The following is a 10,853-nucleotide window of genomic DNA, read 5'->3' as shown; positions in this document are numbered from 1 at the left end:
TTGGGGGGCAGAAGTGCTGAATAACGAAGCGAGAAAACTCCATCGAATTCACGTTTTATCGAAGCTGTGCTGTATCGCTACCGAGCGGGGATGCCGTGGCGCGACCTACCGGGGCGGTTTGGTGACTTTCGGGTGGTGCATACGCGCTTTAGCCGTTGGTCAAAAACCGGCGTGTGGGAACGAGTCTTTCAGCATTTAGCGGAAGATGCCGATAACGAATACGGGATGATTGATGCGACGATTGTCCGCGCCCACCAACACAGTGCGGGTGCAAAGGGGGGGAGCCAGAATCAGAAGCGATGGGTCGCAGCAAGGGCGGATTGAGTCCCAAGATTCATGCCACAGTGGATGCGTTAGGCAATCCGTTGAGCTGTCATCTCACGCCTGGACAAGCCTGTGACCTGGATGGAGCCGACAAGTTGCTGCCGGATTTAGTCGCAGATACTGTACTGGCGGACAAGGCGTATGATGCAGATGAGCGAGTGATTCGGCCGCTCGAAGCACAAGGCAAGACTGCTGTGATTGCACCAAAACGCAACCGCAAGCAACAGCGGGAGTATGACAAAGAGTTGTACAAAGCCCGCCATTTGATCGAAAACTTCTTTGCCAAACTCAAGCAGTATTGGGCGATTGCGACCCGGTACGACAAACGAGCGGTGAACTTTTTGGGAGCGATTCATCTTGCAGCTTCCGTCATCTGGCTCAATTGATGACACACCCTAGGTAGTGCGATCGCCCTAATCAAAGTTTGAATCAAACTGCTTACTCAGGAAAAACTGCAAGCCGACCTCGATTGGGATGGTACCATTGCCCTCTGCATCAGTTGCGGACTGGGCATCTACCTCTCGCTCAAAGAAGTCATTAAATTGTTTTAGAGCTTCGTCAAAAAAGGATGGATCAGAGATCACTTCTCCCTCATTCACTCTCAAGTCCTCAATTCAAAACTGACAGACGACTACTACAATAAATGAGACATCGGTGAGAAAGCTGGAGGCAAAGGTATGAATGTTTTTGGAATTGGCTTGCCAGAAATGGTGCTAATCCTGGTGATTGCTCTGCTGGTCTTTGGCCCCAAAAAACTTCCCGAAATTGGACGCAGCGTGGGAAAAGCCCTCCGGAGTTTCCAGGATGCCTCTAAGGATTTTGAAGCCGAGTTTAAGCGAGAAGCCGAACAGATTCAAAAAACGGTTAACGAGCCGATGACTGCCACTCTAGAGCCTTCTCAGCCCACCCTCGCACCCGCTGAATCTGTGAGCGAACCCGTCGCCGAATCTTCTGAACCTGTCACTGAAGAAGCGATCGCTGCTGGCACCGAGCCAATCAATCCCACTTAAAGACAGGTAAGTTCGATGAAAGTTTTTCGCTTCGGTGTTCTATCCTTCTGCCCCCCAACTCCCCAACGTTGGGGGACTTCAAAACAAGATTTCTGGTTCAAAGTCCCTCACTTGTGGGGGATTTAGGGGGCGTTCCCACTGCAAGCGAGGTGAAGACGTTCATCAACTGACGTTAAAGACAATCCCACTTCAAAACCCGATCGCCCTTACCATGACCGAAGCAACTCCTCCCAAGCTGATCATTCCGCAACTTATTGTTGGGCTTGGCAATCCGGGGGCAAAGTACGAAAAGACTCGTCACAACGTTGGATTTATGGCGATCGATACCCTAGCTCGATCGTGGCAAATCAAACTCGCCGAACACAAAAAGTTTCAGGGCTGGTTTGGGGAAGGCAGCAGTTTAGGGAGCAAAATTTATCTGCTCAAGCCTACCACTTATATGAATAACTCTGGGCAGGCAATTCGGGCAGTTGTAGACTGGTACAAACTTTCGCCTCAATCGGTGCTGGTGGTTTACGACGATATGGATTTGCCCGTTGGTCGGTTGAGAATTCGGTTGTCGGGGTCGGCCGGAGGTCAAAACGGCATGAAGTCAACCATTAGTCATCTAGGAACTCAAGATTTTCCCCGGTTGAGAATTGGAATTGGCAGCCCCAAAGCCGCTCCTGGAGACAAAGACGCAGTTTCTCACGTCCTGGGCAAATTGTCGGGCACTGATGCCAAGTTGATCGATGAAGTCCTAAAGCTGACCGTGGACGCGATCGACCTCAGTCTCAAGCAAGGGGTTGAAAAAGCGATGAGTCTCTACAACAATCGTAGTGTTGAGCAACCGACTGTCTAAAGTATTGTGTCAAAACGTCTCCCCGAAACAACCGCCCACGTCCGCATCACCCGCCAAAGTTGGCAGCAAGGTAGCATCGAAGGCGAAGTCCGCGCTAATCAGTTTGAGTGGCATTTTCTCTGGCATTTTCGTCAGGGGCGGCTTTTGGTTGAGCCTTCTCTAGGTCGAGCCTTGATCAAAGAACCTTTGGGCCGCTTTTTGGAGCAGCGAGATTACCAATTAGAACCTGGCGGCGATTATTCATTCACGATTCGAGCGGAGTTGTAGAGGTGAAGAAGTGAGGTGTGAGGTGTGAGAAGTTGTACAGACTTGAAACCTAATCGCTGACCAATCGTTCTAAATATCGCTCGATTAGCAGAATGGCTACGATATCATCGACTTCGCGCGGAGGGGTTCGCATTCCCTGGGGGAGCAAGCGAGTTAGACCTTTGGGGGGATACATTTGCCAGTAGCGATCGCGCGCCTCCAAGCTGCTATTTCGTTCGTCTACGGTGATTACTCTCAAGGGGTCGGGCAAATCGTCTGAGATCTTTTGTTTCCAAGCTTTAGAAGAGGTTTGGTCGCCGATCACCAAAAGAGAAATCGGGAACTGTTGACGCAGGGTTTGCACCGTCGCGATCGCTTTTTCTGCGGCAACCACTTGATGATAATAGAGCCGACGATCGACTCCCATCACGGCCAATCCACACTTTTGACGACCCGGATCGAATCCCAAAATCACAGGCTGATCAGGAAAAATCTCATCTGCCATCGTCTGCCCCATCTCTCGTACCACTGCGACCAAATATCATTGTCACTTCGTTTGCCGCTTTCTGGTGCCCATCGCACGAAAGACAACGCCGCCTCATCCCTTATCCTTCATCCCTCCTCGCAAAGCGGATTACCGGGGAACAGATCATCCAAGTTCTCCCTCATCCCTTCCTCAAGAAGTTCTCAAGATCACCTGTCCATTTTGCACAGCCACCAATTCTATTTTGAGCGGGCCCGCCGTATAGGTCACCTCAGCCGCCACCACCCGAATCTCGATCGACGAGTTGTACTGTCGCAGTTGATCCACAAAACTTGACCAGGTTTGGAGGCGATCGATTTGCACTCCATCGGTCAAAACGCCAGCCCGACGCGCCCGAAAGTTAGAAGCGGCGACCAGTTGGCTGATGCTTTGATTTAACTCTTCGGTTGAGAGTTGGGACGGCTCGATCGACTTAGACGCAACCACATCCCCCGCCAAAAACAACACTTGATTACGCACCGCATCCGCAAACACCGCAACAGGCGTTTTTTCACCCTGCACATAGTTTGCTGCCGCAATAATTCTCACCACATAATCTTGACCATCATTAATCTGAGCGACAAGCTGCTCAACTTCAGGATTGGTAATTTGCACGATCTGCTCCTCTTCGGTAACCCCCGGCTGCACCGCCCGCAACGCCACTTGATTCGCTTTACGCAACAGTTGATCGACCGCCTGATTAGCTGCATTGGGATCGGTGATTCGCACAACGGCGGAGGCCAACACCTGATTGCGTTGGATTCGCAAAATGCCCCGACGAATCAAGTCCGCTTCTTGCTCAGATAACTGAACTTTTTGCGCCAGATAGGTTTGCTGGGCTTCTAGCTCTTTGAGTCGAGATTCGCGCTGGGCGATTACGAGGTCTCGCTCGGCAATGTCACGATCGCGCTGCTCAATAACGGCGTTGCGTTGGGCGATTTCTGCGTCGCGTTGAGAAATTTGCTGTTTGACCTGATCGCGCTGGGTGATCAAAATTTGCTGCTCAGATTGGAGTTGGCTAATCTCCGATCGCAGTTTTAGGGCCTGTTCTGAAACAGTACTCAGTTGATTGCGAATGACATCTCGCTGAGATTCTGCTCGTTTGCGCTGGGTTTCTGCTTGAGACTGTTTGGCGATCGCGTCTTTGAGCGATAGATTAATCCGATCGAGTCGGGTCTGCACTCGCGCCTGTTCGGTCTTGGTTCGACTCAATTCTTGCTCGACCTGCGTTTTTTGAGTCATCGTGTTTTGCAGGTCGTTGAGCGTTCGTTTGAGGGTGTCACGGGTGCCAGACAGTTTGCGCTCAATTTGCCCCAGTTGAAAAATTCCCACCCGCAGCCGCTCATTCGTGACTAACAGCAAGGCCATCGTCGTCGCAGAAATCAAGCCCCCGGTTAAAATCGTCACCAAAACCGCCGTCTTTTTGGGCCGCAAATTAAACAGACTGAGACGAGCTTTGCCCACACGGGTACCGATGCGATCGCCTACCGTAGCAATCACCCCACCCAGAATTAGTACTGCCAAAATCAGGATGATCCCACTGGACATTGAGTCTTTACAAAGCCTCTGCGCTGCAACTTAAATCTGCGATCGCTGTCATGCCAGGTCGTTCCTAATCTTTTTAGGAAATTGCGGACAGACACATCGTTCAGATTCAGCCTATATTATGCACTTTGGACTGTTCCTGCGGAAAATAGATAAGAGGAAAAGCGCAAATCTTCTATTTTCCACCGTCTTGTTTCATCTAATTAGTTATGTATGCGATGTGCAACTTTTTCTTAGCCCCCTTTTTAAGGAGGTTGGGGAATCGTACCGTTGGAGGCACAGTCTAGAGATTCCCCTTAATCCCCCTTAAAAAGCTAGGTGTACACACAAGTCGTTGTCGCTCTGTTTCAGGCGGCTTCAGCCCCCTAAATCCCTCAGAATGGGGGACTGTGAGCAGTCGTCATGGCTTTGAACTTTGGAAATCCTTCCTCTGTCATAGTCCGCCAGAATGGGGGATTTAGGGGGCGAAAAGATTGACACTTCTCACAGATTCATTCCTTCAATCAGCAACGCCAATTTAACGGGTACAAGTATCCACAAACATGCAGGTTATTTGATTCTCGATCTCAGAGTAAAAATCAACCTTGCACAAACTGCTTGGCACTGCATTCTAGAAGTTGATTGTGAGTGTGATTTGTGGTGAATTGTTCGCAGAAAGCAGTCTGACAAAATTTCCTATTCCGCATGATGTTTTGGTTTATCTCCTTCGGCAGATGGGCTTCATTTCAGTGAATTGATATTCTCTACTTGTGAGCCAAATAATTTAGGAGAAACGGATATGAACATTATTGCTTGGATTATTTTAGGACTGATTGCAGGCGCGATCGCAAAAGCAATTTACCCTGGTGATCAAGGCGGCGGTATTCTCGGAACAATGATTTTGGGCATCGTCGGTGCATTTTTGGGCGGCAGCTTGTTTACCCTACTGCAAACTGGAAGTCTTCAGCTTACGGCAGCAGGTTTAAGCATTCCTGGTGTGTTTGTAGCCGTCTTGGGCGCAATCATCGCGATCTTCCTGTGGGGCTTGCTGACTCGTCGCGCAGTCTAACTAACGTTGCGAACGGTTGCTACGAAACTGTGTAAACAGGGTGACAAGCTGCAAAAAATGAGATTGACAATCTGGGTTCCTCTCAAGCTAAAAACTTACGTCTGGGAGGAACCTTTTCAGTGTCGATTTGGTGCTGGCGATCGCGTCAGAGATAGAGTTGGAAGACATTCCCAAACCCTTTAATCGTCTGCTAGAACCGTCAAAAATTTTGCAGTAAATCTACCCTCGCCCCTCTTCTTTAGGCTTGGCTTTGTTGACTCGTAGCTGTCTGCCCATCCACTCTGCCCCGTCTAATTCCGTGATCGCGGCATCTTCTTGAGCATCTTCTGTCATTTCGACAAACGCAAAGCCCCGCATTCTACCTGTCTCGCGATCGGTGGGTAATACGACACGCTTGACCTCGCCATACTCAGCAAAAACCGCTTTGAGATCATCTGCTGTGGCTTGATAGGACAGGTTTCCGATGTAGATTGTCATGAGATAGTCATCCGAACGTAGAGCTAAAGGCTGGGACGTTTTGGCGACTACAATCTAGTTCGCGAAAGCATCCACATATCATACTGCTCACATCGTAGACTCTATTTTTGTTCTAAAAGAACATCTAGATTACAAACTGCACTTTTAATACTCAAAAAATTTCAATCTCTACTATTTAGCGCTCTCTATTCCCAGTGATTTGCTCAATCATTGAGTAGAATAAGCAGGCTAATTCAAGTTAAAGGACTCGTTAAATTTCAATCTTTGCAGAAGACGCTAAATCAGAGCGAACCTAGAAAGTATTTAGATCCCCAACCAATCGTTAGGGATCAAACACGACCTAAAATTACGGATGTCGCAATGTTAAAAATTAGCGTCTGGAACCGCAAATCTCTGGCAAGCTAGTCGATCGAGATGGACTGCGGCCCACTGCCGTTGCCGTTTTGACTTCTAGTAGCAGTTGTGTAAGAGGTGCCAGCGTTTTGGTCGAGCCAGCTTTTAACCGGGTCATCCGCAAGACTCAACCGCAGCAACCCCGAAAAGAGTCCGCCAAAAAAGGCCACAGGCTGTTGAGTAACTTCTTTAAAGATGGGCGAGAGTTCGTCAAGAAACATGGAGAAAATTCCTTTGCGCGGTGGGTCTTTTTGGATGGTAGCAAGAATGGACAAGCAAGGTGGGCGTTGGCTCAAATTAGCGCTTGACTCTCTGCCTCACACCGATGCCCTCTCAAGCTAAGATGATGATTGGTCTATCAAGCCGCAACGGGTGCCACTTGTGCTAAATACCCTGATTACTGACTTCAAAATTATCTTCGATCGCGACCCCGCCGCCCGAAATTGGTTAGAGGTTTTGTTTTGTTACCCTGGTCTCCAGGCGTTGATCTTCCATCGCTTTGCTCACTGGCTTGGCGCGATCGGTCTGCCCTTTGTACCCCGATTTATTTCTCATATTGCTCGATTTTTGACTGGGATTGAGATTCACCCTGGGGCGACGATCGGCAAAGGGGTCTTCATCGATCACGGCATGGGTGTGGTCGTGGGTGAGACGGCAATCATTGGGGATTATGCGCTGATCTACCAGGGCGTAACGCTGGGCGGAACGGGGAAAGAATGCGGCAAACGACATCCGACGATCGGCGAAAATGTCGTCGTTGGGGCAGGAGCCAAAGTGTTAGGCAATATTCAAATCGGCAACAATGTCCGAATTGGCGCAGGATCGGTTGTTTTGCGCGATGTCCCTTCTGACTGTACTGTGGTGGGCATTCCAGGTCGGATTGTCTATCGCTCAGGAGAACGGGTTGAGCCATTAGAGCATGGCAGACTTCCAGACTCTGAGGCGCAGGTGATTCGAGCACTGGTCGATCGCATTGAGACTTTAGAACAGCAGATTCAAGGATTACAAACTCGCCAATCGATCGCGGCTTGTTATGCGCTGGCGGCCGTTTCTCCTCAAGATGAGTCAGGTCAGCTTCCAGAAAACTTGCCGTCTGAGGCGGCTTCTGAGCCAGTTGAGCCTACTCCAAGCTGTCGGCTACGCGATCGGGTGATTGATGAGTTTCTCGATGGTGCAGGAATTTAGCTACGGAGATACGTTTTGCGTGGCTTGATACACCCTACCGATGAAATTCAGGGTGTTTTTAAGCAGATCTTATAGGCTCGAAGTCCATAAGTGGGTTGAGTTAGGCAAAACGTACCATTTTCTGAGGTATAAAACAATTCCATAATCTTGCGCTAGGCTTGGGAAGCATAAGGGCAAAGTCTTTGTGGTGAAGTGTTTACAAACGCTTGGGCAAAGACTTGTTGAAGCCGACTTGAGAAGCGCAAGGCTAGAAACGGTATGGCAGAGGCAAACCAAAATCCTGAACAAAAGGCACGCGATCGCATTGACAAACTTCTCAAGCAGGCGGGGTGGGTCGTGCAGCCAAAGAAGAAAATCGATCTCAGTGCTGGTCTTGGGGTTGCTGTCCGCGAATATCAAACCGATGCGGGCCCGGCTGATTATGTGCTGTTTGTGGATCGCCATCCGATCGGGATTATTGAAGCCAAGCGTGAGGAGGAAGGGCATCGCTTGACGATCGTGGAGGAGCAGTCCAATGAATATGCAGACAGTAAGCTGAAATATCTTCACAACAAGCCGCTGCCCTTTATCTATGAAAGTACGGGGACAATGACTCGGCTGACCGATCGCCGTGACCCCAAGCCTCGCGCCCGTCCTGTTTTTGCATTTCATCGTCCTGAGACATTTCAAGCCTGGTTAAAGCAAGATAAGTCATTGAGAGGGCGATTGTTGGATTTGCCAGCTTTGCTAACTGAGGGACTGCGAGACTGTCAGATTTGTGCCATTACAAATTTGGATCGGTCGTTTAAGGCGAATCGTCCACGGGCGCTGATCCAAATGGCGACGGGAAGCGGCAAGACCTTTACGGCAGCTACGTTTGTGTATCGTCTGTTGAAGTTTGCAGGGGCAAAACGAATTCTATTTCTGGTTGATACTAAGAATTTGGGCGAACAGGCAGAGCAGGAGTTTATGTCGTTTACGCCCAACGATGATAATCGTAAGTTTACCGAACTCTATGCGGTGCAGCGGTTGAAGTCGAGCTATGTGGCGGCAGATAGTCAGGTTTGTATTTCAACAATCCAGCGGCTCTACTCGGTGTTGAAAGGAGAGGAGCTAGACGAAAAGGCAGAAGAAGCGAACCCGAATGAGTTGATTTTGCCTAAAGCTCCGATGCCTGTGGTGTATCACGATCGCTTACCGATTGAGTTTTTCGATTTCATTGTGATTGATGAGTGCCATCGATCGATCTACAACATTTGGAAGCAGGTGCTGGATTATTTTGATGCGTTCTTAATTGGATTGACCGCAACGCCCGATAAGCGCACGTTTGGATTTTTTAACGAAAATGTGGTGAGCGAATACACTCACGAACAGGCAGTTCTCGATCGCGTAAATGTGGGATATCTGCCTTACATTATTGAGACTGAGATTACGAAAAATGGTAGCCGTCTAGTTGCAAAAGAATATGTAGAAAAGCGCGAAAAACTCACCCGCAGCCAGCGATGGGAGCAGCTAGACGAAGAGGTCTCATATTCGGGCAGTCGGCTCGATCGAGATGTGGTCAACCTTAGCCAGATTCGTAATATCATTCGGGCGTTTCGCGACAAGCTGCCGGAGATTTTTCCAGACCGACAGGAAGTGCCCAAGACGCTAATTTTTGCTAAAGATGACAGTCATGCAGATGACATTATCAAAATTGTGCGAGAGGAGTTTGGCGAAGGGAATGCCTTTTGTAAGAAGGTGACTTACAAAGCGGAAGAAGATCCCAAATCGGTGCTGGCACAGTTTCGCAATGACTATTATCCGCGCATTGCAGTTACGGTGGATATGATCGCGACCGGAACCGATGTGAAACCGCTGGAGTGTCTGCTGTTTTTGAGAGATGTGCGATCGAAGAACTACTTTGATCAAATGAAAGGACGGGGAACGCGAACGCTGGATGAGGACGGTTTGAAGCGAGTCACCCCTTCTGCTCGCAGCATGAAAACCCATTTTGTGATTGTGGATGCGGTGGGGGTGACAAAATCGCTGAAGACGGACACGCGATCGCTAGAGCGAAAACCATCTGCACCGATCAAAGATTTGATGATGGGCGTGATGATGGGGGCAGAGGATGAGGATGCCTTTTTGTCGTTGGCGAGTCGGTTGATGCGGCTGGAACTGCAAATGAATCATCAGGAGCAGGGTCGGTTGCAGGCGTTGTCGGGCGGTAGGAGTGTCAGAGAAATCGCCAGGACGCTGCTCGATGCTCATGACCCGGATGTAATTTTGGCGCGATCACGGGTTGAGGGTGGATTGTCTGAATTGGAGTTGCCGACGGATGGGCAGATCGAAACGGCTCAGAAGGGTTTGATTCGGGAAGCGGCAACGATCTTTACGGGAGAACTGGTTGAGTATTTGGATACGGTGCGGAAAGTGCATGAGCAAATTATTGATGTAGTGAACCTCGATCGCGTGACGTTTGCAGGATGGGATCAGCAGGCAAAAGAGCAGGCAGAATCTGTGATTCAAGAGTTTGCTGATTTTATCGAGGCGAACAAGGATGAAATTACGGCACTGCGGATTTTTTATAATCAGCCTTATCAACGGCGATCGCTGACTTATCAGATGATTCAAGCGGTGCTGGATGTCTTGAGGGCACAAAAGCCGACGTTGGCCCCGTTGCGGGTGTGGCAGGCGTATGAGCAAATTGAGCAGGTGAATGGTAAAAGCCCGATTTCGGAGTTGGTGGCGCTGGTGGCGTTGATTAGGCGGGTGGTAGGAATTGACTCGACGCTGACGAGCTATGAGACGACGGTGAACCGCAATTTTCAGGAGTGGGTGTTTGGCAAGCAGGCAGGAGCGTTGAAGTTTAGCGAGGTGCAGATGGAGTGGCTGCGGATGGTGAAGGATTATCTAGCGACTTCGTTTCATCTAGAGGTGGGAGATTTGGAGTATGAGCCGTTTGGTATGGGTGGAACGGTGCGGATGTATGAGCTATTTGGGGATGAGATGGAGTCGATTATTGAGGAGTTAAATGAGTCTATGGCGGCATAATTGGGGGGCAGAGGGAAGCGATCTGGGATTGATTTTGAAGAGATTAAGGATTGTGGATTAAACAAAACCGATCGTGGGTGGTGCGTTTCTACAAATTCGACATTATTTGATTCTCATTCCTTAGAGTCGAATGGGATTAGCCGTGATCGTAGAGTGAGAAATTACGATCAATCCAAATAACTCGAAAGATGTTTGGGTCTACCGTTCAAACTATGCCGAGTCAAAGTCAAAGTGCCAACACATTAA

Annotated in this window: 11 protein-coding genes and 2 pseudogenes; 8 read left to right on the top strand and 5 right to left on the bottom strand. The window is 49.3% G+C overall.

Features of this window, described 5'->3' with window-relative positions; genetic code table 11:
- Positions 1 to 45 precede the first annotated feature (45 nt).
- Positions 46 to 710: pseudogene (locus ACJ2PR_RS33300) on the top strand (IS5 family transposase); the annotation flags it as partial.
- Between the two features lie 27 nt (positions 711 to 737).
- On the opposite strand, the gene ACJ2PR_RS33295 reads toward ACJ2PR_RS33300, so the two are convergent.
- On the bottom strand, positions 738 to 923 hold the full coding sequence (locus tag ACJ2PR_RS33295) for a hypothetical protein (protein ID WP_446880256.1): 186 nt from the start codon (positions 921 to 923) through the stop codon (positions 738 to 740).
- Between the two features lie 78 nt (positions 924 to 1,001).
- Here ACJ2PR_RS33295 and ACJ2PR_RS33290 point away from each other — a divergent pair, with 78 nt between their 5' ends.
- The 3 genes from ACJ2PR_RS33290 (at position 1,002) to ACJ2PR_RS33280 (ending at position 2,442) form a co-directional block, all read left to right on the top strand.
- Positions 1,002 to 1,334, top strand: a complete 333-nt coding sequence (locus ACJ2PR_RS33290) for a TatA/E family twin arginine-targeting protein translocase (protein WP_446861486.1) — start codon at positions 1,002 to 1,004, stop codon at positions 1,332 to 1,334.
- A 211-nt stretch (positions 1,335 to 1,545) separates the two neighbouring features.
- Positions 1,546 to 2,175 (top strand): aminoacyl-tRNA hydrolase, encoded by a 630-nt coding sequence (gene pth, locus ACJ2PR_RS33285; RefSeq protein WP_446880255.1) that lies wholly within the window; start codon positions 1,546 to 1,548, stop codon positions 2,173 to 2,175.
- 6 nt (positions 2,176 to 2,181) lie between these two features.
- Positions 2,182 to 2,442: a DUF3146 family protein gene (locus ACJ2PR_RS33280; protein WP_446861488.1), complete on the top strand. Its 261-nt coding sequence runs from the start codon at positions 2,182 to 2,184 to the stop codon at positions 2,440 to 2,442.
- Between the two features lie 49 nt (positions 2,443 to 2,491).
- Here the strand turns inward: ACJ2PR_RS33280 and ACJ2PR_RS33275 are convergent, their stop codons facing one another.
- Entirely contained in the window at positions 2,492 to 2,926 is a 435-nt protein-coding gene (locus tag ACJ2PR_RS33275) for a resolvase (protein ID WP_446861489.1), read from the bottom strand.
- Between the two features lie 171 nt (positions 2,927 to 3,097).
- Entirely contained in the window at positions 3,098 to 4,492 is a 1,395-nt protein-coding gene (locus ACJ2PR_RS33270) for a DUF3084 domain-containing protein (RefSeq protein ID WP_446861490.1), read from the bottom strand.
- Positions 4,493 to 5,267: 775 nt separating this feature from the next.
- Between ACJ2PR_RS33270 and ACJ2PR_RS33265 the strand changes: the two genes are divergently transcribed.
- Complete coding sequence (locus tag ACJ2PR_RS33265; protein ID WP_446861491.1) at positions 5,268 to 5,537, top strand: GlsB/YeaQ/YmgE family stress response membrane protein; 270 nt, start codon at positions 5,268 to 5,270, stop codon at positions 5,535 to 5,537.
- 219 nt (positions 5,538 to 5,756) lie between these two features.
- Here the strand turns inward: ACJ2PR_RS33265 and ACJ2PR_RS33260 are convergent, their stop codons facing one another.
- Entirely contained in the window at positions 5,757 to 6,014 is a 258-nt protein-coding gene (locus tag ACJ2PR_RS33260) for an RNA recognition motif domain-containing protein (protein ID WP_446861492.1), read from the bottom strand.
- A 401-nt stretch (positions 6,015 to 6,415) separates the two neighbouring features.
- Positions 6,416 to 6,628: a hypothetical protein gene (locus ACJ2PR_RS33255; protein WP_446861493.1), complete on the bottom strand. Its 213-nt coding sequence runs from the start codon at positions 6,626 to 6,628 to the stop codon at positions 6,416 to 6,418.
- A 151-nt stretch (positions 6,629 to 6,779) separates the two neighbouring features.
- Between ACJ2PR_RS33255 and cysE the strand changes: the two genes are divergently transcribed.
- The 3 genes and pseudogenes from cysE to ACJ2PR_RS33240 all read left to right on the top strand — a co-directional run bounded on the left by cysE (position 6,780) and on the right by ACJ2PR_RS33240 (position 10,607).
- The gene (gene cysE / locus ACJ2PR_RS33250; RefSeq protein WP_446880254.1) at positions 6,780 to 7,592 is read left to right on the top strand and encodes a serine O-acetyltransferase; all 813 of its coding nucleotides are present in this window, start codon (positions 6,780 to 6,782) and stop codon (positions 7,590 to 7,592) included.
- Positions 7,593 to 7,850: 258 nt separating this feature from the next.
- Positions 7,851 to 9,056, top strand: a pseudogene (locus ACJ2PR_RS33245) (DEAD/DEAH box helicase family protein); the annotation flags it as partial.
- Between the two features lie 495 nt (positions 9,057 to 9,551).
- Positions 9,552 to 10,607 (top strand): type I restriction-modification enzyme R subunit C-terminal domain-containing protein, encoded by a 1,056-nt coding sequence (locus tag ACJ2PR_RS33240; RefSeq protein ID WP_446880257.1) that lies wholly within the window; start codon positions 9,552 to 9,554, stop codon positions 10,605 to 10,607.
- Positions 10,608 to 10,853 lie beyond the last annotated feature (246 nt).

Source organism: Phormidesmis sp. 146-33, assembly GCF_052939515.1.
The sequence above is the reverse complement of the archived record's forward strand: the minus strand, read 5'-3'. Positions and strand labels throughout refer to the sequence as shown.